This window comes from Streptomyces sp. NPDC005181, from assembly GCF_040608395.1.
GTDB lineage: Bacteria > Actinomycetota > Actinomycetes > Streptomycetales > Streptomycetaceae > Streptomyces.
The window spans coordinates 1-22,727 of the sequence record NZ_JBEXID010000048.1; the positions used below are offsets into that span (position 1 = coordinate 1).

A 22,727-nucleotide genomic window follows, 5' to 3' on the forward strand; every position below is an offset into this window, starting at 1 on the left:
GGCGGGGTTCCCGGGGGGCCCCCCCCAAACGCGGGGGGGCGGCCGCTTCCGTGTGGGAGCGCTCCGTTCAGCGTCGCCGGGTCACTGGGAGCGCCGGCTGTACTTGCGGGTCGCGAGCGGGGCGAAGACCGCGACGAGGGCGATCGACCAGCCGATGGTGAGCAGCACGTAGTCCGTCGCGGGGTCGCCGTTGAACAGGGCGCGCAGCGCGTTGACCGTCGTGGTCATGGGGCTGGCCTCGGCGTACACCTGGAGCCAGGACGGCATCGTGCCGGTGGGGACGAACGCCGACGAGATCAGGCTGAACGGGAAGATCCAGATCAGGCCGGCCGACTGCGCCGCCTCGGGGTTGGGGACGGAGAGGCCGATCACGGCGCCGACCCAGGTCAGCGCGTAGCCGAAGAGCAGCAGCAGCGAGACTCCGCCGACGGCAGCCAGGAACCCGCCATGGAAGCGGAAGCCGATGAGCAGGCCCATCAGCATCACGACCAGCACGGACGCGACGTTGCGGACGATCTCCGACACCGAGCGGCCGACGAGGACCGAGGAACGGCTCATCGGCATCGAGCGGAACCGGTCCATCAGTCCGCGGCTCATGTCGGTGGAGACCCCGATCGTGGTGCCGGCGACCGAGCCGAACAGGACCATCTGCACCAGGATGCCGGGCAGCAGGAACTGCGGGTAGTTCCCGCCCTCGACGTTGATCGCCCCGCCGAAGACGTAGGCGAACAGCAGGATGAACATGATGGGCTGGACCAGGGAGAACATCACCAGCTCGGGGCTGCGCAGCAGGTGCCGGAAGTTGCGCAGTGCCATCTGCCAGGCGTCGGACAGCCACCACGACAGGCCGTTGCGCTGCCGGGTGGCGACGACGTCGAGACGTGAGTCCAGGGACGTGGTGGCCATCAGTGCTTGCCGCCCTTCTTGTCGGTGCCGGTGTTCTCGGTGGCGCGTGCAGTCGCGGTCTGTCCGGTGAGGGCGAGGAACACGTCGTCGAGCGTCGGCCGGCGCACGGCGACGTCGGCGATCGCGATTCCGGCGTCCCGCAGTGGGTTGAGCAGCTCGTTCAGCGTCATGCCGTCGGGCAGCGGGGCGTGCACCTGCATCGCCTCCGGGTCGCCGACCGGCTGGGTGCCGAGCCGCCCGCGCAGGATCTGGATGGTCCTGTCGACGGCGTCGACGTCGATGAGGGTCACGTCGGCCCACGTCTGGCCGACCTCGGCCTTGAGCTGGTCCGGCGTGCCGCTGGCGATGACCCTGCCGTTGTCGATCACGGAGAGCGAGTCGGCGAGGTGGTCGGCCTCCTCCAGGTACTGCGTGGTGAGGAGGACGGTGGTGCCGTCGGCCACCAGCTCGCCGACGATCCGCCACACGTCCATGCGGCTGCGCGGGTCGAGGGCGGTGGTGGGCTCGTCGAGGAAGATGAGCTGGGGGCGGCCCATGAGCCCGGCGGCGATGTCGAGCCGGCGGCGCATGCCGCCGGAGTAGGTCTTCGCCAGCCGGTCGGCGGCCTCCATCAGGTCGAAGCGCTCCAGCAGTTCGCCCGCCCGGGCCTTGGTGTCCGCCGTGGAGATGCGGAACAGCCTGCCGATCATGCACAGGTTCTCCCACCCGGTCAGCATGTCGTCGACCGCGGTGTACTGACCCGTCAGACCGATGATGGAGCGCACCGACAGGGGGTTGCTGCGCACGTCGAGCCCGAAGACCTCGGCCTTCCCCTCGTCCGGCCTGAGCAGGGTGCTCAGGACGCGCACGGCGGTCGTCTTGCCCGCGCCGTTGGGGCCGAGCAGGCCGTGCACGGTGCCCTCCGGCACGGTGAGTTCGAGGTTGTCGAGGGCGGTCACCGAGCCGAATCTCTTGCACAGGCCAGCTACTTCGATGGCTGTTGGCATGTCCAGTGGTTCCTTTCCAAGGATCCGACGAATCTCCGGGCTACCTTGGGCATGGAAGCTACACCTGAACAACCGGTTGAACCTTTTCCCGCTGACGCGAGCCTCCTGAGCCATATAGTTTCAAACATGGCATATTTCCGACCGTCCGATCTCGCCCAGGAACACGGCATCTCTCCGCAGACTGTGCGCAACTACGAGCGCGACGGCTTCCTGCCGCCGGCCGAGCGCACGCCCACCGGATACCGGCGATACACCGAGCGGCACTCCGCGGCCCTGCGGGCGTACCGGGCCCTCGTCCCGGCGCACGGATACGCCGAGGGCGGCACGATCATGCGGGCCGTCACCGAGGGTCGGCTGGACTACGCGATGGCCGCCATCGACCGGAGCCACGCCGAACTCCTGCGGGACCGGGGCACCCTGGACGCGGTCGCCGAGGTGCTGGCCCACCTGACGAAGCGTTCGCACGACGCGTGGCGCGCCCCGAGGCACACCCAGCCCTTCAGCATCGGGGAGCTGGCCCACCGCCTCAACGTCAGCGTGGCGACCATCCGCAAGTGGGAGGAGGCGGGCGTCCTGGCCCCGGACCGCCGGCCGGACTCGGGCCACCGCATGTACGACGCCGACGACATCCGCGACGCGGAACTCGCGCACTTCCTGCGGCGCGGCCGCTACCCGCTCGAACTGATCGCCACCGTGGTCCAGCAGGTCCGGGCGGGCGGGGACACACAGGCGCTGGAGGCGGCCCTCGACAACTGGCGCCAGCGCGTCACCGCACGCGGCCTGGCCATGCTGAACGCGGCCTCCCTCCTGGCCGACTACCTCTCCCTGAAGGAACCCTGACAGACCCCCGCCCCGCTCCCTCCCACCCTGCGACGCTCGAACGGCGCATCGGCCCGGGGGCGGTCCTCGTGTTGGGCGCGCAGGGCCTGCTCGGCGGCCCGGAGCCGGGCCAGGGCGGCTGGTTCGCCGTCCATCACGGCGTCGATCACCGGCTCGGTAATCAGGTTCAGGCACTCGGTGAGCAGCCGGCGGGGTTCTGATCTTCGCCGCCTGCGGCCTTGGCCGCGATCGCGAAGGGGATCGGCCTGGCGCATGCGGAGTTGAAGGAGCTCGGTACGGCGTCGGCATCCGCTTCCAAACCTCCGTGGCATCCCGCGGGAACGGCGAGTTGCGCATCACCCTGGCAGACGGCGGGCAACTGACCGCGGGCGAGATCCTGTTCACCACCGGCCGCACCCTCAGGACCGCAGACCTCGGCCTGGAGACCATCGGCCTCAGCCCGGGCGTCTGGCTGACCGTGGACGACACCAGCCGCGTGACCGACTTGCCGATAGCTGGCTCTACGCCGTCGGCGACGTCAACCAGCGGGCCCTGATGACCCACCAGGGCACGTACCAGGCCCGGATCGCCGCCACCATCATCGGCGCCCGCCCCAACCGCGAACCGTTCGACGACACCCCGTAGGGCGCACACACCGCCACCGCCGACACCACGGCCGTACCCCAGGTCGTCTTGACCCACCCCGAAGTTGCCTCCGTCGGCCTGAACACCCGCGAGGCGGAACGGACCGGGCGCCGGGTGGACGATGACCTCGCGCGCGTCCCGGGCGCACACCTGTACGCCGACGGCTACCGCGGCAAGGCCCGCATGCTCGTCGACCTCGACCTCGACCTCGGCGCCCACGCCGGGGCTACCGTCGCCGGCCCCGGCGTCGGGGACTGCTGCACTCGGCCCCGTCACGGTCGCAAGCGAGGTGCCAGTGGCAAGGCTCTGGCACGCCGTGCCCGCGTTCCCGGCGATCAGCGAGGCAGCGGTTCGGCGGGACCATGGCGGTGAAGGACACGGGCTGCCGGCTGACCACGGCAGCGCGGAAGCGGTCCTCGAAGGCCGGGTCGGTGCACCGCGTCATCGGAGGCCTGCGCAGCGACCGGATCGCCCTGACCGGCGCCGAGGTGGGTGGCCGCGGCGGTCCGTTCGGAGTTGCCGGCGCCGATCACGACGGCGTCGAGGTCACTCACGATCCGACCGACTCGGCAGCGATCCGGTCGAACTGCGCGCCCATGGCTTCGGCCAGCGCCTGTGCGGCGGAGAGCGGGCGGACCATCACGGTGAAGTCGTCGATCTTCCCGTTCTCGTCGAAGTGGAGGAAGTCGCAGCCCTGGATCTGCTTGCCGTTCACGCTTGCCGTGAAGACCAGGGCGTGGTCACGGCCGTCCGGGTTCGCGATCTCCCGGACGTAGACGAAATCCTCGAAGACGCGCAGAACGCCGCGCAGGATCGCGGCGGTGATCGCCTTGCCCGCGTAGGGCTTGAAAGCGACCGGGCTGGTGAAGACGACGTTCTCGGCCAGCAACGCCGCCACGGCCTCTTCGTCGCGGTCCTCGACCGCCTTGCGGAAGGGATGCATGAACCGACCTCTCTTACCCAACAAAGTGAATAGGTGCGTTGGATAGTAAGCCCTTGGATTCCCGACGTCCATGACCGCGGCGAGAGCCACCCGCCGGCAAACCCGCGCGAGCAGGGGCAAAGGTCAAAGAATTGACTAGCCAACAAAGTGGTAGCTTCTGGCCATGGGCTTGCGACACGCAGTGATGGCCGCTCTCCTGGAGGGCGAGTCCTCCGGCTACGACCTCGCCAAGGGCTTCGACGCCTCGGTCGCCAACTTCTGGGCGTCCACCCCGCAGCAGCTCTACAGGGAGCTGGACCGGATGGAGAGCGATGGGCTCATCACGGCCCGCGTGGTCGAACAGGTGCGGCGGCCCAACAAGCGCGTCTTCTCCCTCACCGAGGCCGGGCTCACGGCACTGACCGTGTACAGCGCCACACCTCCGAGCAGGCCGACGGCCATCAGGGACGAACTGATGGTGAAAGTCCAGTGCGTCGACCTGGGTGAAGCGGACGCGGTCCGCGCGGCGATCACCGAGCGGCTGCACCTGGCTGCGGGGAAACTGACCAGGTACGAGCGGCTGCGGGACCGTCTCCTCAACGGGCGGCACGAGGACGAATTCTTCGCCGACGCCGAGCGCGTGGGCCCCTATCTCACCCTGTTGCGCGGCATCGCCTTTGAGCAGGAGACCATTCGATGGTCCGAGACCGCGTTGCATGTTCTCGCGGCACGGACATCCCGTCGCGACGCCGACAGGTGACGATGACAGGCGAGTGCGCCACACGGGCGACGTGACGCAGGGCTGAGCTCAGCCGTCTCCCGGACACGCACATGCGTGGCGTACTCCGGGAGCCGGGGCTCGGCGTACGGTACGGCACGGTCTGTGGCGGCCCGCGGTCAGGACAGGTCGGCGTGCGCCACTTCCCAGTACCCATTGGAAACCCAATACGAGGTGTGGGTTTCCTCATTGGAAACCAATGAACAAGCGGCCTACCTTCGAGTCGTCACCGCGCTGACGATCTGGGTCCAAAGCGTCAGGAACCACAGAGCGTCGGCGTGCGAGCCACAGGATCCCCCGGGCCCGGCAGGGCCGCATATTCCCCCAGGAGCACACCCCCATGTCGAAGATTCTTTTCGTGATGACCGGCGTCGACTACTGGACGCTGGCCGACGGTACGAAGCACCCCACCGGTTTCTGGGCCGAAGAGGCCGTCGCCCCCTACGAGGCGTTCAAGGCCGCGGGCCACGAGATCGTTGTCGCCACGCCCGGCGGCGTCGTCCCGACCGTGGACAAGGGCAGCCTGGGGCCCGAGGTCAATGGAGGGCAGGAGGGTGCCGACAAGGTCGCCGCCGCGCTCGCCTCGATCACCGAGCTCCAGCACCCGATCACGCTGGCGGACGTGAACCTTGACGACTACGCAGCCGTTTTCTACCCCGGCGGCCACGGCCCCATGGAGGACCTCGCCGTCAACCCGACCTCCGGCCGGATCCTCATCGACTCCCTCGCGTCCGGCAAGCCGCTCGCAGTCGTCTGCCACGCCCCGGCCGCGCTCCTTGCCGCCGAGAAGGAGGACGGTTCCAACGCTTTCGCCGGCTACAAGGTGGCAGCGTTCACGAACGCCGAGGAGACCCAGGCCGGTCTCGCCGACAGGGCGAAGTGGCTGCTCGAGACCCGTCTCGTCGAGGCGGGCGTCGAGGTCCAGGCCGGCGAACCGTGGGTCCCGAACGTCGTCGTCGACCGCAACCTGGTCACCGGTCAGAACCCGTCCTCCTCCGCCCCGCTCGCGGTCGAGGTCCTCAAGAAGCTGGCCTGACCCATGGCCACCGACCGGCTCGACGAGGTCCTCGACGCCACCTACGACTGCCTCACCCGGTACGGCGTACGGCGCACCACGATGGACGACATCGCCACCACCATGGGCATGTCCCGGTCAGCGGTCTACCAGTACGTCCGCAGCAAGGACGACGCCTTCCGGCAGCTCGCCGGACGCCTCCACGACGAGGTGCTCGTCCGGGCCCGGCAGGCGGCCGCGGACCAGGACGCCCCGTATACCGAACGAATCCGGGGCGTCCTGGCCGTCAAGCTCGACCTTGTCCTCGAACTCAGCACCGCGTCCCCCCACACCGCCGAACTCCTCGACGCCGAAGCCCGGTTGTTCGGCGGCGTCTGCACCGCCTTCACCGCGGCCCTGAGGCGCCTCCTCATCGGCCTGTTCACCGAGACCGGCACCGCCGAGGGCGTGGACCCCGCCGAGGCCGCCGACATCGCGATCGCCCTGGTTATCGGAATGGAGAACATGCCCGACGCCCGGCGCCTCCTGGGCCCCGCATCCGGCGCGCTCACAGCCGGGCTGCTCGGCGCGACCGTGGTGGTCCGCTGACCCGTTCCGCCGGCGAGTCGTACATCCCCCGTTCGAGCTCCAGGTGGCCAAGGCCGTCGCCGACTCCGTTCCCGAACGGCCGGCCACCTTCCGCGCCGGAGGACGCGGGGCCGCCACCGGACCAAGCATCCGGTCGCGGCCCTGCTCATCCATAGCCACAAGATAGACTCCATGCCTTGAGGCATACGGATTCCGATGGATTGGAAGCCGCACCGTCGCCGCACACGACACAGGCTTCCGCGCTGGATCTGAACCTCGTGCGCACGTTCCTCGCCGTGTACCGCTCCGGTTCCTTCACCGCCGCCGGGCAGTTGCTCGGCATTTCCCAGCCCACGGTGACCACTCAGGTCCGCGCGCTCGAACGCCAGTCGGGCCGGGAGCTCTTCGAGCGGCTGCCGAGGGGCGTCGCCCCGACGGCGTTCGCCCATGATCTGGCGGCCCGCGTCGCGGGACCGCTCGATTCCCTGATGGCGGCCGCCGGACACACCCCCGCGGAGTCCGGACCCGCCGCCCCCGTACACCTGGCCGGCCCCGCCGAATTCCTGTGCACCCGCGTCCTCCCCGCCCTGGCACCGCTGGTGGCGGAGGGGGTCCACCTACGCGTCACGACGGGCCTCACCGACGCCCTGCTCGACGAACTGAGGGCCGGCCGCCACGACCTCGTCATCGCCACCAGCCGCCCGCGCGGCCGGACTCTGGCGGCCGTGCCGCTGGCCGACGAGGAGTTCGTCCTCGTCGCCGCACCCGCGTGGGCCGAGCGCCTGAGCGGCCGGGTGACCACCGAGGGCCCCGGCGTCCTGCACACCGTCCCCCTCGTCACGTACGCGGAGGACCTGCCGATCGCCCGCCGCTACTGGCGGCACGTCTTCGGCCGGCGCCTGAACTGCAGGGCCGCCGTCACGGTCCCGGACCTGCGCGGCGTCCTCTCCACGGTCACCGCCGGCGCCGGGTTCACGGTCCTCCCCCGCTACCTCTGCCGCGACGAACTGGCGTCCGGCGCACTCGTTGCGCTCCACGAGACCGAGGACCCGCCCATCAACACCGCGTACCTGGTGCAACGCCCCGGAACCCCCGACAACCCACACGTCACTCAGGTACGCGACCGCCTCCTCCACCTGGGCCCCACCTGGTGACACCAGCTCAACGGCTGGGCCACCGGCAGGAAAGAGTCCCCCAACCGCTGCTTCGGCGCTCAGCCGGGTGGCCGGAGTGCCGTGACGTCATGGCTGACCACGCTCGATGAGTGGGGCTCCCGGATCCGCTGCTCAGCGAAGCGGAGAGCCGATGGTGGCGGCGCGCCACGTCTCCTGGTCGGCGTCGAGCAGCGCGGCGATGACGGCGGGGGCCGGCAGGGGGCCGTGATCGGCGGCGACCAGGAGGGCCGAGGCCGCGGTCAGATGGCCTAGGCGCAGGGAACGCTCCACGGGCAGCTGCCGCAGCAGACCGCTGAGGAATCCGGCAGCGAAGGCGTCGCCGGCACCGACCGGCTCGGCCACGCGGACAGTCAGGGCGGACACGCGGTGGGCGTCCGGACCGACGAAGGCAGTGGCCTCGCGGGCCCCGTCCTTGACGACGAGGATGCGGGGGCCGGGGAGGAGGTCGCGGACCGCGCGGGCGTCGGTGAGCGCGTCTCCCCACAGGTCCTGGGCCTCGTCGAGGCCGACGAGCACGATGTCGGCCCGGTCCGCGAGCGGCCGCAGAACCTCGGCGGCGGACCGGCCGGTCCAGAGGGCGGGGCGGTGGTTGACGTCGAAGCTGACGGAATAGGGGCGGTCGGGGCGCAGTGCCCGCTCGACGAGCGCATGGCATCCGGAGGACAGGGCGGGGGTGATGCCGCTGAGGTGGACGAGCGCGGCGTCCGCCACGGCGGGGTCGTCGAGGAGTTCGGGGGTGAGGGCCGAGGCGGCGGATCCGCGGCGGTGGTAGTGGACGCGGGTGCCGTTCCTGCCGGGGTCCTTCAGGAGCAGTCCGGTGGGCCGGTCGGGGTCGGTGCGGACGCCGCTGATGTCGACGCCGCCCGCGGCGACCCGTTCGCGGACACGCCGGCCGAAGGGATCGTCGCCGAGCGCGGACACCCATCGGGCGGGGATGCCGTGGTCGGCGAGGTACAGGGCGACGTTCGACTCGGCGCCCGCGATGTCGACCCGGAGGAGGTCCGCGGCATCGAGCGGGCCCAGGGGTTCGGGGGCAAGGGCGGCCATGGTCTCGCCGACGCAGACCACGGGGCCGGGGCGCAGCAGCCGGGGGGTGCTCATGATCGTTTTCCTAGCGTGTGTCGGCGAAGACCGCGGTGTCCGCGGCGCCCATCGGGCGGTACGGCGCGGCAGGCGCCCCAGGTATGTCCACGCGCGAAGCGAAGACGGCGCCGTCGAGCGGGCCCGGATCGGGCAGGCCTATGCGGGCGCTGGTGACGAGGAGGGTACGGCCGTCGGGGCCGCCGAGGCAGAGTCCGGCGGGCTGGACGGCGGGCAGTTCCACGATCCGGTCGAGGCTGCCGTCGGGACGGTACCGGTGGACCTGTCCGGTGCCCCAGACGGCGGTCCACAGTCCGCCTTCGGCGTCGGCCGTCATGCCGTCGGGGCTGCCGGAGTCGAGGGTGACGAAGGGGCCGGGCTCGCCCAGGTCGCCGGTGGCGGGGTCGACGGAGTAGCGCCGGATGACACCGCGGGCGCTGTCGGCGAGATACATGACGGTGCCGTCGGCGGTGAAGGCCGGGCCGTTCGGGACCGTGATGTCCTGCAGCACGCGGGTGACGCGGCCGTCGCGGTCCACGCGGTAGAGCGAGCCCGCGTCCTCGGTCGCCTCGTAGGCCATGCTGCCGGCCCAGAAGCGGCCGTGCGGGTCGGCGACGCCGTCGTTCATCCGCATCGGCACCGGTGCATCGTCCTCGGGGCGTGCGATCCAGTCGACGCGTCCGGCGTCGTCGATACGGCAGATGCCGGTACCCGCCGCCGCGATCCAGTGGCCGGGACCGCCCTCGACCGGGGCCACCGCACCCAGTGGAAAAGGCAGTTGGGTGATCAGTCCGAGCGGTGCGGCGGGGTCGTCGGGGGCGGCCAGCAACCGCCCGGTGAGGATGTCGGTCAGGACCGCGCGGCCGCCCGTCCACCGGATGCCCTCGCCGAGTTCGAGGCGGTCGATCGCGTGGACCGTGGGCGTGGTCACGGGCGGGGCTCCGGGCGGACGACGTCCAGGAACTCCCGTGCGCGCGCGCGAAGTGCGGTGAGGCTGCCTCCGTCGGCCGCGTCCGCGATCAGGGGCGAGCCGACGCCGACCGCCGTGGCCCCGCTCCGCAGATAGTCGGTGGCGGCCCGGGAGTCCACTCCCCCGACGGGCACAAAGGCCAGGTCGGGGAAGGGGCCGCGCAGGTCCCTCAGATATCCGGGGCCGCCGGCGCTTCCGGCAGGGAAAACCTTGAGGGCGTCGGCGCCGAGGCGCAGCGCCTGGAGGATGTCGGTCGGTGTCATCACGCCCGCGAGCACCGGAAGTCCGAGCTCCCTACCGGTGGCGATGCCGTCGCTGACCGCCGGGGTGACGAGGAACGCGGCTCCGGCCCGGTGGGCGGCCCGCGCGTCGTCGGCGGTGAGGACGGTGCCCGCGCCGAGGGTGGCGTCCGGGCCGAGCGCGGCGCGGGCCCGGGCGATGACGTCGAGGGCGTCGCGCCCGCTGAGGGACACCTCGACGAGTGTGATGCCCTCCTCCACGAGAGTGAGGACGGTCTTGAGTGCGGCGTCCGGGTCGCTGCCGCGGACGATGGCGAGCAGCCGGTGCGCGCGCAGCGCGGTGAGCAGGTCCATCGGACATCCCTTCTGTTGCTGGGGGTTCAGGGGCGGCGGTTCGCGGTGATCGTGAGCCGCCAGGTGACTTCGCCGGACGCGGGCACGACGGCCGTGTCGCCGTCGGCCGCCGCCGTACGGTCGAAGACGCGGCCGAGCATGGGCTCGACGCCGACCGAGCGGTACGGCGCGCCCTGGGGAAAGCCACCGAGGTTGCGCCACAGGGCGACGGAAACCGGCTGGCCGGGGGCGTCGACGGACAGGTGGAGTGTGTCCGTGCCGTCGTGCACGGATACGTCCGGGGCGAGGACGACGGCGCCGACGGCGGTCCCGTCGTCCGGTCCGAACCGGTCGAGCGGGATCCCGTCGACGCGCGGCCAGGTCCCGGTGACCCAGCGCGCGCCCTCGCCCGGGTACAGCCGGGTCACGGCGGGGCCCTCGACGCCGATCCGGGCGGCCGGGGACAGGTCCAGCAGGGCGTGCGCGGCCCAGATGAAGCGGTAGCCCGGCTCGGCGGTGAGCGTGTAGTCGACGATGGCCGCCCCCGCGTCCGTACCGAGACGGCGGGTCAGCCGGAACTCGGGGCACTCCACGACGTCGCGGTCCCTGTCCCGCCGCCACGGCCGCGACCAGGCGTCCCCGTGGTCGGGGAGCCCGCGTACCGTGGGCACGCACTCCTCCAGCCCTCCGGCGTCGGCGAACACGTCACCGCGCACGACCCGGGAGCGGCGCGGCTCGTCGCGGTGCCAGAGCCATTCGCGGCCGCCGGCCGTCAGCGAGGTCCAGCGTCCGCCGTGCCCGGGGTCGGTGGCGACGGACACCGGGTGCCGGGTGGCGCTCACCATTCGGCGAAGGAGCCGTCGGGGTGTCGCCACACGGGGTTGCGCCAGGCATGGCCCGCGCGGTCGGCCGCGCGGACGGCGTCCTCGTCGACGGTGATGCCGAGGCCCGGCAGTTCGGTGCGGTGCGCCTGGCCGTCGACGAAGCGGAAGGGCTCGGTGTCGACGACGTAGGACAGCAGGTCCGCGTCCTTGTTGTAGTGGATGCCGCGGCTCTGCTCCTGGATCAGGAAGTTGGGCGTGGCGAAGGCGACTTGGAGGCTGGCGGCCAGCGCGATGGGCCCGAGCGGGCAGTGCGGTGCCAGGTGGGCCCCGAAGGTCTCGGCGAGCGAGGCGATCCGGGTGACCTCGGATATCCCGCCGGCGTGCGACAGATCCGGCTGGGCCACGGCGATGCCCGCGCTCAGGGCAGGCAGGAATTCGGCGCGTCCGTAGAGCCTTTCACCCGTGGCGAGCGGGACGGACGACGCGGCGACCAGGCCCGCGAGCAGGTGCGCCTGGTCGGGCAGGACGGGTTCCTCGACGAACAACGGGTGCAGCGGCGCGATCTCGTGCAGGACACGGCGTGCGTTGGCGGCGCTGAACCGGCCGTGGAAGTCGACGGCGACGTCCCGGTGCGGGCCGAGTGCCTCGCGGGCCGCCGCCACCCGCTCGACGACCGCGGCCGTCTCGGCGGGGGTGGTGAGCGGCGGGGTGCGCCCGGCGGCGTTCATCTTGACGGCGGTGAAGCCTGCCTCGACCTGGGCGGTTATCTCGTCCTTGAGCCGAGCGGGTTCGTCGCCGCCCACCCAGGCGTACACCCGGACCGTGTCGCGGACGGGCCCGCCGAGCAGGGTGTGCACCGGAACGCCCAGGGTTCGGCCGGCGATGTCCCACAGGGCCTGGTCGAGGCCGGCCACGGCGCTGGAGAGCACGGGCCCGCCGCGGTAGAAGCCGCCCTTGCTCAGCACCTGCCAGTGGTCCTGGATACGCAGCGGATCCTGGCCGACGAGGTATTCGGCCAGGACCTCGACGGCGGTTTGCACCACCTCGGCCCGGCCCTCGACCACCGGTTCGCCCCAGCCGACCACACCCTCGTCGGTCTCGATCCGGCAGAACAGCCAGCGGGGCGGGATGAGGAAGGTCTCGACACGCACGATCTTCACTTTGCCTGGCCGTCCTTCGCCTCGGCGGAGCCGTCCGCGCTCTCGGCCCCGTGCGGGCCGCTGACCTTGTCCAGGTCGCGCATCGCCTGGTCGAGCAGGGCGCGCATGGCGTGCTCGGCGGCGTCCGGATCCCGGTCCCGTACAGCGTCGAGGACGGCCCGGTGGCTGGGCACGGGGTCCTCAGTGTGCGGGGCGCTGTGCACGATCTGGTCGCGCTGGGCCAGGCCCGACTCGATGACCATCTCCATGCGTTCCAGCAGTTCGTTGTGGGTGGCCGCGAGCAGCGCCCGGTGGAAGGCGAGGTCGGACTCGACGGCGTGGCTCGCGCTGCCCTCCTCGCCCATGGCGGCCAGCGCCGCCTCCAGCCCTTCGAGGTCGGCGTCGGTACGGCGGACCGCGGCCAGCCGCACCGCGGCGGGTTCGATGATGCCGCGGACCTCTCCGAGGTTGCGCAGCAGCGCGAGGTCGGCGCCGGTGCCGTTGCTCTCGGAGAACTGCCACCGCAGGACATCGGCGTCGAGCAGATTCCAGTCGGCGCGCGGCCGCACGAAGGTGCCGCGCTTCTGGCGGGCGTCGACCATGCCCTTGGCCGCGAGGACCTTCAGCGATTCGCGCAGGGCGGTCAGGCTGACGTCCAGCTCGCTCTGCAGGGCCGCCATGTCGAGCGTCGCTCCCTCGGAGATCTCGCCGCTGAGCACCCGGCGGGCGAGGGTCTCCACGGTCTGGCCGTGCACTCCGCGGCGCGCGTATGGCGTCATGTGATTGCCTTTCTTGCTGGTCGGTCGGGAGCTGGGGTGGCGGGCCGGCCGGGCCCGTCAGGCGGAGGCTTTGACAACGCTCCAGCCGCCGTCCACGAGCAGGCTCGATCCGGTGATGTACGAGGCTTCGTCGGCAGCGAGGAAGGCCACGGCTGCGGCGACCTCCTCGGGGGTGCCGAAGCGGCGGGCCGCGGTCTCGGCGACGCTCAGCTCGCGGTCGCGCTCCGGCACCCTGTCCCACGCGGCGGTGAGGATGGGCCCTGGCAGCACGGCGTTGACCCGTATCTGCGGGCCGTACTCGACCGCGAGCTGTCCGCACAGCGAGAGCAGTGCGCCTTTGCTCGCCGCGTACGCCGGGTGGCCGGGGATGCCGCGGTGGGCGTGAACGGAGGAGGTGAGCACCACGGCCCCCCGGTGGTCGCGCAGATCGGGCAACGCCGCCTTGAAGCCGAGGAAGGCTCCGGTGAGGTTGACCGACAACTGCCGTTCCCAGGAGGCGAGCGTCATCTCGTGGGCGGGCAGCACCTGCACCGTATAGGCGTTACCGACCAAGACGTTGACGGGGCCGAAGGTGCGGGCGGCGTCCATCACCCGCTGCCAGTCCGCCTCCCGCGCGACATCGGTGGCGACGAAGACGGCCTTCGCGCCGTCCTTGCGGAGCCGCGCCGTCGTGTCCTCGCCGCGTTCGGCGTCGATGTCGGCGAGGACGACGGCCGCGCCCTCGGCGGCGAGGCGTGCCGCGGTGGCCGCCCCGATGCCCGAGGCGGCGCCGGTGACGACGGCGACGCGGTTGGTGAAGCGGGCCACTGGGTTCATGAGGCGGGTCGTCTCCTGTCGCGAGGGTGGTGGTGGGAGTGCAGATTCTGTCGCTGTCGTCACTGCTGGGCCAGGACCACCAGTTCCGCATCGTGCCCGGCGGTCCAGGCGAACGGCAGTCCCGAGTGCAGCAGATGAACGCCGCTGTAGCGGGTGCCGGAGTCCTGGTCCGTGTAGACCGCGTCCGGCGACACACCGCGCAGCCGCAGCCGGGCGGCCCTGCCGGGGACCAGGGGCGCGCCGTCCAGGGCGCCGGTGCTCCAGGCCGTCACCACCAGGCGTCCGCCGCCGGGTTCCTCGTACTGGATGCCGCAGGTGGGGTCGGCCGGACTGCCGAGCAGGTGGACCTCGCCGTGGTGGACGACGTCGCGGACGTCCTTGTAGCGGGCGATCCACTCGGCTGCCTCGGCACACTGCTCCGGAGTCCACTCGCGGATGTCGGCACCGATGCCCAGCACGCCGGCGAGGGAGTTGACGAACCGGAAGGCGAGCGAGCGGGGCCGGGGGTCGAACACGCCGCGGGCGTCGGTGACCCAGGAGCTCATGGTGTGCGGGGCGTGGGCGTGAAGGTAGCCGTACTGGATGCGTAGCCGGTCCAGCGGCGCGGTGTTGTCGCTGGGCCACACGACGTCGGTGCGGGCGACGGTGGCGTGCTCGACGCGGGCGCCGCCGCCCGCGCAGCCCTCCACGGTGACGTGGGGGTGGGCGGTGCGTAGGTGGTCCAGGACCCGCAGGTAGCCGGCGACATGGGCGGCGTCCAGATCAAGGTGTTCCGGGTCGGTGCCCGCCGGGCCGCCGGGGCGGCCGCGCTCGGTGGGCGGCCGGTTCATGTCCCACTTCAGGTAGCTGATGGCGTGGGCGCCCAGCAGCCGGTCGAGGGTGCCGATGACGAAGTCCTGGACGTCCGCGCGGCCGAGATCGAGCAGCAGCTGGTTGCGTACGAGCGTGGCGGGGCGGCCGTCGAGACGGTAGACCCAGTCGGGGTGCTCGGCGTAGAGCTTGGAGCGGGGGCTGATGCCCTCGGGTTCGACCCACAGCCCGAAGTCCATGCCGAGCGCGCGGACCTCGTCGACGAACCGGTCGAAACCGCCGGGGAACTCGGCGGAGTCCGGCTCCCAGTCGCCGAGGCCACCCGTGTCGTCGTGGCGTCCGGTGAACCAGCCGTCGTCGACGACGAACAGTTCGGCGCCCAGCTCCGCCGCGGCCTTGGCGAGCTCCAGCTGCCCCGCGGCGTCGACGTCGAAGCCGGTCGCCTCCCAGGAGTTGTAGAGCACCTTGCGGGGCCGGTACATGCGGTCGCCGGTGAGCCGCCGCTCGTAGCGGTGCCACACCCGGGCCAGCCCGTCGAGGCCGTCCGGACTGAAGGCGCAGGCCAGCCGGGGCGTGGTGAGGGTGGCGCCGGGAGCGAGGCGGACGGCGCCCTCGTGCGGCACCCGGCCGGCGCGGACCCGTACGGAACCGCCGGGCTCGGCGTCGGCGCTGATCCGCCAGTTCCCGGACCACTCCAGGGCGATGCCGTAGGTGGGGGTGTCACCCTCGGCCGGTACGGCGGCGTCCTGGACCGCGAGCCAGGGGGCGTATGCGTGACCGGCCGAGCCCTGGGTGCTCTCCATCTCGAAGCGTCCGCGCTCCAGCTCCAGGTGCTTCAGCTGGAACTCCTGCGACCACTGGCCGGCCAGGTAGGTCAGCCGGGCACCGCCCTGGACGGGCACGTTGACGGCGGCGGAGTCGAAGCGCTCCAGGCGCAGCTCGCTCCCGCCGGTGCAGGTCAGCTCGGTCCAGCGCAGGATGACGTCGGTGCCCGGGAGGATCTCGTAGCACAGTGTCGTACGCAGGCCGAGGACCTCGTCGTCGAAGTCCAGGCGCAGCGCGCGGTCGCCGACCGCGGTGGCGCCGGTGAACCGCCACCAGGTGCCGCGGTCGCCGCCGGGGAGCTTTGCGATCAGGTCGGCGCCGGTGAACGGCCGCATCCCGTACGGGATGTACTCGGCGGGCGCCGCGTCGGCGGGGGTGATGAAGTGAGTGCGCCGCGACCAGTCCATCGGCGACGGGCCCTGTTCCGCCCCGTGTGGTCCCCACGCGGCGAGTTCGGCCCAGCGGCCGTACCCGCCGAGGGTGACGGCATAGGTGGTCGTGTCGGTGCGCAGCAGCCACCGCTTGTGCCCGGTCACTTGACGGCCCCCAGGTTGAGTCCGGCCACGAAGTGGCGCTGAAAGCTGAGGAAGACGGCCACCGTCGGGGCGGCGGCGATCACCGATCCGGCGGCGATGACGTTCCACATGGACACGTACTGGCCCTGCAGCCCGATGAGAGAGGCGGTGATGGGCATCTGGGTGTCCGTGCGGAGCACGGTGATCGCCCACAGCAGGTCGTTGAAGATCCAGGTGAACGACAGGGCGCTCAGCGCGGCGAGCGCCGGGCGGGCCAGCGGGAGGATGATCCGCCAGTAGATCTGCCAGGGGCTCGCGCCGTCGATGACCGCGGCCTGCTGGATCTCGCCGGGGATCGCCCGCATGAAGCCGTGCAGGACGAAGACGTAGAAGCCGACGCCGAAGCCGACCTGCACCCCGATCAGCGCGTACAGCTGGTCGTAGATGCCGAGCTGCTCGGTGAGTTTGGAGACGGGGATGATCAGGATCTGCGGGGGCAGCAGGTTGCCGCCGAGCATGAGGAGCAGCAGGCCGCGCCGGAAGGGCAGGTCGTAGCGGCTGAGCGCGAACGCCGCCAGGGAGGCGAGGCCGAGCGAGAGCAGCACGGTGGGGATGGAGACCAGCATGCTGTTGATGAGGGCGCGCTGCTGTCCGCCGTCCACCCACGCCTGACGGAAGCCGTCGAGGGTGAAGGAGTGCGGCCAGCTGCCGACCCCGTGGGCGGCGATGTCGTCGAAGGTGCGGGTGCTGGTGACCAGGACGAGGACGATCGGCAGCAGCCACAGCGCGGACAGCAGGCCCGCGGAGAGATGGAAGCCGGCGGTGCGCCAGACGCGGCCGCGGCCGGCGGGCCGGCCCGCCGCCGGCACCGGCAGGGGGGCCGGACCGGCCTCGTCCTTGACGGGTGCGGAGGCGTGGGTCGCGGTCATCAGTCGGCCTCCCGGAAGGCGCGCACGAGGTAGCTCGCGATGACTCCGAAGGCCAGCAGGAAGATGACGACGGCGAGCGCGGAGCCGTAGCCCAGCCGCAGCGACTGGAAGGAAGTGGAGAACATGTAGGTGCTCAGCAGTTCGGAGGAGTGGTACGGGCCGCCGCGGGTGAGCGCCCACACGACGTCGAAGGAGCGCAGCGAGTCGATGACGATGACCGACAGGACAACCGCGTTGACGCTCTTGAGCTGCGGCAGGGTGATGTGCCGGAACTGCTGGACGCGGCTCGCGCCGTCGACCTTGGCCGCTTCGTACAGGACGGGGTCGATCCCCTTGAGGCCGGCGATGTAGAGCACCATGACGTAACCGACCTGGCGCCACAGCGCGGGCACGATCACCGCGTAGAACGCGGTGTCCTGGTCGGCCAGCCACGCGTGCTTCCAGCTGCCGAGGCCGATGGAATCCAGCACGTTGTTGATCAGGCCGTCCGGCTGGTACATGGCCTGCCAGACCAGTGCGGTGGCGACCAGCGAGAAGACCACCGGCAGGAACAGCGACGCCCGGTAGAACCCGACACCGCGCCGGTCCTGCTGGAGCAGCAGCGCGGCGCCGAGTCCGAGGACGGCGGAGAGCCCGCCGAAGAGCACCAGCCACAGCACCGTGTTCCAGGTGGCGGTGCGGAAGACCGGATCGTTCAGCATCTCGGTGAAGTTGTCGAATCCGACGAAGGTCGGATTCGACAGGCCGTCCCACGAGGTGAACGAGAGGTAGAAGCCCTGTATGGCGGGCCAGAAGACCCAGAACGCCTCGGCGAGCAGCGGCAGGAGGACGAAGGCCAGGACCACCGGGGGTACCCGGGTGGCCCTCGGCCGTCGTGAGGAGCCGATCAGCGCCATGTTCACTGACTCCAGATCTTCTGGGCGCTGCGCTGCCAGGTGGTGAGGATGGAACCGATCTCCTTGGGCTTGGCCAGGTAGTGCACCAGTGCCGTGTCGGCGGTCGGCTGGAGGGCGTCGCTGGAGTCGCGGTTGAAGAACTGGGTGAGATCCGCGGCGCTCTCGATGAGCTTGCGGCCCTTGAGGACCAGGGGCGTGCCGCTGTCCTTGGCGTCGGGGTGGGTCGGCAGCGTGGTACCCGAGGAACTCTTGAGGTAGAGCTCCTGCGCCTCGGCGGTGGCCAGGTAGCGCAGCAACTCCTTGGCGTCGTCGGCCCGCTTGGTACGGGCGCTGGCGAAGTAGCCGTCGGTGGGCGCCTCCTCGGCGACCGGCACCTTCGGGTCGATGATGGGGAACTGGAAGAAGTCCAGGTCGCCCAGGGCGTCCTTCGGCGCGGCGTCGGCGAAGAAGGTGCCGATGAGCATCATGCCGGTGCGGCCCTGAAGGAGCGCGGTGGTGGCGTCCTGGAAGGGGATCGCCGTGCCATTGGGGTCGAAGTACGGACGGGCCTCGTCCCAGCGGTCGAAGACCTTGCGGACCTCGGGGTCTGCGAAGCTGTGCTTGCCCGAGAGGAGTTCGCGGTGGTACGTCGCGCCGTTGACGCGGATGTTCAGGTAGTCGAACCAGGCGGAGGCCACCCACGGGGTGTCGCCGCCGGCGCCGAGGCCGATCGGGGCGACGCCCTTGCTCTTGAGCTTGTCGCACAGGTCGAGGAACTCGTCCCAGCTCTTGGGCTCCTTGACGCCCCACTTGGCGAAGTTGGACTTCCGGTAGAACATGCCCCACCAGTAGTAGCTTGTGGGCACGAAGACCTTCTTGCCGCTGGAGGCCGAGGTGCACAGCTTCTTCAGCGCGTCGGAGTATCCGGCGAGCTCCGGCTTCTCCCAGATGTCGCTGATGTCGAGGAGGAGGTCCTTCTTGGCGTACGACTCTGCGACCGACCCGGGGTACCAGGTGTAGACGTCCGGCGGGGTGGCCGAGGTGAGGTAGGTCGGCAGCTGGGTGCGGAAGGTCTCCGAGGCGACAGTGTTGAGCTGTGCCTTGGCGTCCCCGCGCTTGTCGAATGCGGCGGCGATCGCCTTCATGGCCGATTTGGCCTGCGGGGAGGAGAGGTTGGACTGGAGGGTCACCGGGCCGCCGGACTTTCCTCCGGTGGCGGACGGACTCTCGGTGACGCAGCTGCTGAGCAGCGCGCCGGCGCCGACTGCGCCTGTTCCAACGAGGAATTTGCGGCGGGTGGCGTTGAAGGCGGTCATCTGTGCACTCCCTATGTGCCCACGGAATGGAGCTGTGGCCCCCTGACGGCCCGGCTCTGGGTGCGGCAGACACAGCCTGTCGCAGAGGTCAGAGCGCCGTCAAGATTAATTACTAATTTATTCTTCGGAGGGTGTGCCCCTGGGCCTTGTACGGCCCGGAGGCACACCAGGTGAAGCAGGGCGAAGCAGGGTGAAGCAGGGTGAAGCAGGGGAAGCGGAGCTCAGAGCTCGCTCTGGTGGACGCGGCTGTCCACCCCGCGGAATGCGGCCAGTACGCCGCCGTCCGGCCCGGCGACGGCACCGAGCGCGCCGTCGAAGGCACCGCTCACGAAGCCGTTGTGCGGGGTCCACCCGGCCCAGCCGTCCGCAGCGGTCCAACTGCGCTGCCAGAGCGTGTAGTCACCGGCCCGCGCGTACAGGTGCACCGTGCCGCCGGAGGCGACCAGTGTCGGACTGCCGCTGGTCGTGCCGCCCAGCGCGGTCCACGACGACCAGGTCCCGAAGGTGTCCCTGGTCCGCCACCACACCGCGTCGTCAGCGGTACGCACGGCCACGTGGAGCCGCCCGGCGTCATCGATGACGGCCGACGGCCGCCCGGAGAACGGCCGGTCCTGCGGCGCCCCCAGCGACGTCCAGCCGGAAGCGGGGCCGCGCGACCAGACGCTGCCGTCCGCGCCGCGCGCGAACAGCGTCCAGTCGTCCGGGGCGGCGAAGGCCGCGGTCGGCGCGTCCGTCAGTGTCCCGCCCAGGCTCTGCCAGCGCCCCCAGAGTCCGTCGGCGTACACCCGCCGGTAGGCAGTGTCGTCCGTGCCGCGGACGAAGACATCGATCCGGCCGCCGGACGATGCGTATGCAGCAGGCTGGCCGAGGATGCGGCCGTGCGTCGGCCCCTCCAGATCGGTGGTCGCGGCCCTCGCCCAGTCGCCGGCGGGCGCGGTCTGCGCGCGCAGGGCGCCGTCCGTGCCGCGGGTGAAGACCGTCAGCCGGTCGCCGTCGCGCACCAGCGCCGGGCTCGCCGACGACCGTCCGGGCAGCTGCGTGCCGGGGGCATCGTCCGTGCCCGTCAGCTTGAGGAACGCGGTGCCGTGTGCGGGCACCGACACCGTGTACGAGCCGGTGTGCGTACCCCGCGCCGTACGGGCCCGCAGGTCGCGCACCGCGACCGGGCCGTTCAGGCCGACGTCGGAGAACCGCACGGTGCGGTCCTGCGCCTGGTCGGAGCGGTTGAGCAGGACGACCGCGCGCTTGCCGGAGCCCTTCAGCACCTTGCTGTACACGTCGCCGACGGAGTCGGTCGCCACGCGCACGCCCTGAATGCCGAGCGGATCCTGGTCCACGGCGATGATCTCGGGGTTGCGCAGGGTGTCGATCATGGACTGCGGCAGGGTGCGCGGGTCGCTCCCCAGCACCAGCGGCGAGGCCATCTCGGCCCACATCACGAACTGCGTGGTGGACTCCTCCTGCGACAGCTCGTAGCCGCCCTCCGCGAGCTTGCGCATGGGGATGAGGTAGTCGGGGTCGTTGTAGTGGCCCGGCCCCTGGGCCTCGGGGTGCCAGGCGTTGGCATCCATGTTGCGCAGGACGTTGGGCCACTCCCCCGCCGTCGGAGTGCCCCAGGCGATGTCGGTGCCGGTGCGCCAGGAATCGGCGGTCGTCGGCCCGTAGACGAAGGCGTTGTGCGCGTCCTGCTCGGGGGTGTGCGGCAGACCCCAGTCGTCGGTGAGCGGGTTGCACAGGTTGAGCAGCATCCGCCGCCCGGACTTGGCGACGGCGTCGCTGAACTCCTTGAACGCCGGGCCGGGATCGAGCTTTTCGCCGACCCCGCACAGGAAGTCCACCTTGATCGCGTCGACCTTCCACCCGGCGAACTGGCGGGCGTCCTGCTCGTAGTGACCGCGGCTGCCCAGCCCACAGCTCTTGCCGCCGTCGTAGGTGCCGGCATCGGTGTAGATACCGGCCTTCAGGCCTCTCCGGTGAAGGTAGGTCACCAGCGCCGGAATCCCCGAGGGGAAACGGGTGGGGTTGGCCACGAGCCGCCCGGTCGCCGCGTCGCGCGGCTCGTCCGCCTGCCAGCCGCCGTCCAGCCAGACGATGTTGTAGCCGCTGTCGCGCAGCCCGCTGCCGACCAGATGGTCGGCGACCTTTCTGACCTGGTCCTCCGTCGGAGCACCGAGCCCGTAGTACGTGTTCCATCCCATGTACGGCGTGGGGGCGAGGCCGCTGTCGTAGTACTGCGGCGCGCCCTGGTCGTCCGCGGCGTGCGCCGCGGGAACTGCCGACCCGACCAGCACCACGACGCCGAGCACAACCGCGGTACGCCGCACTCGCGCCATCCCTGCACGATGCGAAGCCAAGGAAATCTCCCGAGAGTTGGGGTCCATGAGGCAACCCCGCCCGGCGATCGCGCCGGGCGTCGGTGCCCCGGCGGAAACTGTGGCCGGACACCCAAAACCTGTCAACATTAATTGCTAATTAACTTAAAAACGGACTCTCGAGGAGCGCCCTGCCCCACGGCAACGCGATATGGGCCCACCCGACGTCCCGTCCTCTTGTGCTCGGCGCGCACCCGCCAAGGCCTGGACACGTTCGTCAAGATGTCCCGGATGACCCGTCTCGCAGATGCGGCTGACCAGCTCGAACGAATCGACCCAGCAGCGACAGCACCGGCCGGCGAATCCCGTGCCCCATCGCCCGCGCCTCCGAGCCGATCGGGCCGGTCTCCCAGGATCCACGAACCGGACATCGCGCTGACCCTTGACAGAACCCCCACCGGATTACAGCCTATGGCAACGTTGTCAGGCGGGCCCGTGCCGGCCGCCTGCTCTTGAGGGGTTCGCCTGAAATGGATCACGTCACTCATGTCTAACCAGTCATCTCGCCCTTCCCGCAGAGCAGTTGTCACGACCGGCTCCACGCTGCTCGCAAGCCTCGGGCTCGGGGTCGCACTCCCCGGCACGAGCCATGCGGCCGGGTCCGCAGTCTCCACCGGCCGCACGACCGGCTCCCGGGGCGAACTCGCCGCGTACCGCCCGGTCGAGGTGTCGTCGGTCGACTACGCCCCCACACCGGGCGAGTTCGTGGTGGACAGGCTCAACTCCACCGGCGTGAAGGGCAGCGGGTGGCGCGCCGCCGGCGGCGACCCGCAGTGGATCTCCATCGACCTCCAGTCCGAGTGCGAGGTCGACTCGGTACGGCTGACGTTCGAAGCCACCAAGGACGACCCCGTTTTCACCCCGTCCACCAGCGGCAATCCGCGTGACAGCACAACCGGCCAGGAGATCCTGTCCAGCTGCGCGGTGGAGTTCACCATCGAGACGTCCCGGGACCGCCATGCATGGACCACGGTGTACCGGACCGCCTCCGGCGGCGGCGGGGTGGTGGAGATCGAGCTGGACAGTCCCTCCACAGCACGCTGGGTGCGGATGAGCGTGACGAAGCGGTCGAACTCCAACCCGCTGGGCCTC

Annotated in this window: 21 protein-coding genes and 1 pseudogene; 7 read left to right on the top strand and 15 right to left on the bottom strand. The window is 71.1% G+C overall.

Features of this window, described 5'->3' with window-relative positions:
• Positions 1–81: 81 nt before the first annotated feature.
• Positions 82–906: an ABC transporter permease gene (locus tag ABZV38_RS26095; RefSeq protein WP_356330758.1), complete on the bottom strand. Its 825-nt coding sequence runs from the start codon at positions 904–906 to the stop codon at positions 82–84.
• Positions 906–1,892: an ATP-binding cassette domain-containing protein gene (locus tag ABZV38_RS26100; RefSeq protein ID WP_356330760.1), complete on the bottom strand. Its 987-nt coding sequence runs from the start codon at positions 1,890–1,892 to the stop codon at positions 906–908. The genes ABZV38_RS26095 and ABZV38_RS26100 overlap by 1 nt, the downstream gene beginning before the upstream one ends.
• A 126-nt stretch (positions 1,893–2,018) precedes the next feature.
• Here ABZV38_RS26100 and ABZV38_RS26105 point away from each other — a divergent pair, with 126 nt between their 5' ends.
• The 3 genes and pseudogenes from ABZV38_RS26105 to ABZV38_RS26115 form a co-directional block, all read left to right on the top strand.
• The gene (locus ABZV38_RS26105; RefSeq protein WP_356330762.1) at positions 2,019–2,732 is read left to right on the top strand and encodes a MerR family DNA-binding transcriptional regulator; all 714 of its coding nucleotides are present in this window, start codon (positions 2,019–2,021) and stop codon (positions 2,730–2,732) included.
• A gap of 68 nt (positions 2,733–2,800) precedes the next feature.
• Positions 2,801–2,932, top strand: coding sequence for a hypothetical protein (locus ABZV38_RS26110; protein ID WP_356330839.1), 132 nt, complete (start codon positions 2,801–2,803; stop codon positions 2,930–2,932).
• Positions 2,933–3,051: 119 nt separating this feature from the next.
• Positions 3,052–3,711: pseudogene (locus tag ABZV38_RS26115) on the top strand (pyridine nucleotide-disulfide oxidoreductase); the annotation flags it as partial.
• 195 nt (positions 3,712–3,906) lie between these two features.
• On the opposite strand, the gene ABZV38_RS26120 reads toward ABZV38_RS26115, so the two are convergent.
• A complete protein-coding gene (locus ABZV38_RS26120; protein WP_356330764.1) occupies positions 3,907–4,299 on the bottom strand; it encodes a nuclear transport factor 2 family protein in 393 nt (130 codons plus the stop codon).
• Positions 4,300–4,462: 163 nt separating this feature from the next.
• Between ABZV38_RS26120 and ABZV38_RS26125 the strand changes: the two genes are divergently transcribed.
• The 4 genes from ABZV38_RS26125 to ABZV38_RS26140 all read left to right on the top strand — a co-directional run bounded on the left by ABZV38_RS26125 (position 4,463) and on the right by ABZV38_RS26140 (position 7,792).
• On the top strand, positions 4,463–5,038 hold the full coding sequence (locus ABZV38_RS26125) for a PadR family transcriptional regulator (RefSeq protein WP_356330766.1): 576 nt from the start codon (positions 4,463–4,465) through the stop codon (positions 5,036–5,038).
• 358 nt (positions 5,039–5,396) lie between these two features.
• A complete protein-coding gene (locus ABZV38_RS26130; RefSeq protein ID WP_356330768.1) occupies positions 5,397–6,092 on the top strand; it encodes a type 1 glutamine amidotransferase domain-containing protein in 696 nt (231 codons plus the stop codon).
• A gap of 3 nt (positions 6,093–6,095) precedes the next feature.
• Complete coding sequence (locus ABZV38_RS26135) at positions 6,096–6,659, top strand: TetR/AcrR family transcriptional regulator (RefSeq protein WP_356330770.1); 564 nt, start codon at positions 6,096–6,098, stop codon at positions 6,657–6,659.
• Between the two features lie 200 nt (positions 6,660–6,859).
• The gene (locus ABZV38_RS26140; RefSeq protein ID WP_356330772.1) at positions 6,860–7,792 is read left to right on the top strand and encodes a LysR family transcriptional regulator; all 933 of its coding nucleotides are present in this window, start codon (positions 6,860–6,862) and stop codon (positions 7,790–7,792) included.
• A 132-nt stretch (positions 7,793–7,924) separates the two neighbouring features.
• Here the strand turns inward: ABZV38_RS26140 and ABZV38_RS26145 are convergent, their stop codons facing one another.
• The 12 genes from ABZV38_RS26145 to ABZV38_RS26200 form a co-directional block, all read right to left on the bottom strand.
• The gene (locus tag ABZV38_RS26145) at positions 7,925–8,914 is read right to left on the bottom strand and encodes a sugar kinase (RefSeq protein WP_356330773.1); all 990 of its coding nucleotides are present in this window, start codon (positions 8,912–8,914) and stop codon (positions 7,925–7,927) included.
• 10 nt (positions 8,915–8,924) lie between these two features.
• Positions 8,925–9,824 (bottom strand): SMP-30/gluconolactonase/LRE family protein, encoded by a 900-nt coding sequence (locus tag ABZV38_RS26150; protein ID WP_356330775.1) that lies wholly within the window; start codon positions 9,822–9,824, stop codon positions 8,925–8,927.
• Positions 9,821–10,456, bottom strand: coding sequence for a bifunctional 4-hydroxy-2-oxoglutarate aldolase/2-dehydro-3-deoxy-phosphogluconate aldolase (locus tag ABZV38_RS26155; protein ID WP_356330777.1), 636 nt, complete (start codon positions 10,454–10,456; stop codon positions 9,821–9,823). Before ABZV38_RS26155 ends, ABZV38_RS26150 begins: the two co-directional genes overlap by 4 nt.
• A 26-nt stretch (positions 10,457–10,482) precedes the next feature.
• Entirely contained in the window at positions 10,483–11,280 is a 798-nt protein-coding gene (locus ABZV38_RS26160) for a hypothetical protein (RefSeq protein WP_356330779.1), read from the bottom strand.
• The gene (gene dgoD / locus ABZV38_RS26165; protein ID WP_356330781.1) at positions 11,274–12,419 is read right to left on the bottom strand and encodes a galactonate dehydratase; all 1,146 of its coding nucleotides are present in this window, start codon (positions 12,417–12,419) and stop codon (positions 11,274–11,276) included. The genes ABZV38_RS26160 and dgoD overlap by 7 nt, the downstream gene beginning before the upstream one ends.
• Positions 12,416–13,177, bottom strand: a complete 762-nt coding sequence (locus tag ABZV38_RS26170; protein WP_356330783.1) for a FadR/GntR family transcriptional regulator — start codon at positions 13,175–13,177, stop codon at positions 12,416–12,418. The genes dgoD and ABZV38_RS26170 overlap by 4 nt, the downstream gene beginning before the upstream one ends.
• Before the next feature lie 57 nt (positions 13,178–13,234).
• Positions 13,235–13,993, bottom strand: a complete 759-nt coding sequence (locus ABZV38_RS26175) for an SDR family oxidoreductase (RefSeq protein WP_356330785.1) — start codon at positions 13,991–13,993, stop codon at positions 13,235–13,237.
• A 59-nt stretch (positions 13,994–14,052) separates the two neighbouring features.
• On the bottom strand, positions 14,053–16,164 hold the full coding sequence (locus tag ABZV38_RS26180; RefSeq protein WP_356330787.1) for an alpha-galactosidase: 2,112 nt from the start codon (positions 16,162–16,164) through the stop codon (positions 14,053–14,055).
• The gene (locus ABZV38_RS26185) at positions 16,161–17,072 is read right to left on the bottom strand and encodes a carbohydrate ABC transporter permease (RefSeq protein ID WP_356330789.1); all 912 of its coding nucleotides are present in this window, start codon (positions 17,070–17,072) and stop codon (positions 16,161–16,163) included. The genes ABZV38_RS26180 and ABZV38_RS26185 overlap by 4 nt, the downstream gene beginning before the upstream one ends.
• Positions 17,072–17,968: a sugar ABC transporter permease gene (locus ABZV38_RS26190; protein WP_356330790.1), complete on the bottom strand. Its 897-nt coding sequence runs from the start codon at positions 17,966–17,968 to the stop codon at positions 17,072–17,074. The genes ABZV38_RS26185 and ABZV38_RS26190 overlap by 1 nt, the downstream gene beginning before the upstream one ends.
• Positions 17,969–17,970: 2 nt before the next feature.
• Positions 17,971–19,263: an ABC transporter substrate-binding protein gene (locus ABZV38_RS26195; protein ID WP_356330792.1), complete on the bottom strand. Its 1,293-nt coding sequence runs from the start codon at positions 19,261–19,263 to the stop codon at positions 17,971–17,973.
• A 221-nt stretch (positions 19,264–19,484) separates the two neighbouring features.
• Positions 19,485–21,596 carry a glycoside hydrolase family 27 protein gene (locus tag ABZV38_RS26200; protein ID WP_356330794.1) on the bottom strand — a complete coding sequence of 704 codons (2,112 nt, stop codon included), beginning with the start codon at positions 21,594–21,596 and terminating at the stop codon, positions 19,485–19,487.
• Positions 21,597–22,727 lie beyond the last annotated feature (1,131 nt).